Origin of the sequence: Psychrobacter sp. GW64-MNA-CIBAN-0177, assembly GCF_040309585.1 — a bacterium.
GTDB lineage: Bacteria > Pseudomonadota > Gammaproteobacteria > Pseudomonadales > Moraxellaceae > Psychrobacter > Psychrobacter okhotskensis.
In genome coordinates, this window is the sequence record NZ_JBEOOY010000335.1 from 1 (window position 1) to 263 (window position 263).

Genomic DNA, 263 nt, shown 5'->3' on the forward strand with positions numbered 1-263 from the left:
GCACTCTAGTGAGTATTAAGGCAGAAGGTAGTCTTGTGAATATTGCTGGTAAGGTATCATTTATAGAGCCAAAAGTTAGAAGTGATCAGGCAAGAATGGTGTGGGTTACGTTGGCACAACAGGCTGAGCCTTTGTTGGAAGGGAGTTTTGTTAAAGCCGATATTGAAACTGCTTCTTTTGAAGTTCCTTTAGCGGTAAAGAAAATAGGCTTACAGAGCTTTCGTGATTTTACGGTCGTGTATGCAAAAGTCGCTGATGAATAT

Annotated in this window: 1 pseudogene; it reads left to right on the forward strand. The window is 40.7% G+C overall.

Features of this window, described 5'->3' with window-relative positions:
- Window positions 1-35: 35 nt before the first annotated feature.
- A pseudogene (locus AAEY79_RS15330) lies at window positions 36-263 on the forward strand (secretion protein HlyD); the annotation flags it as partial.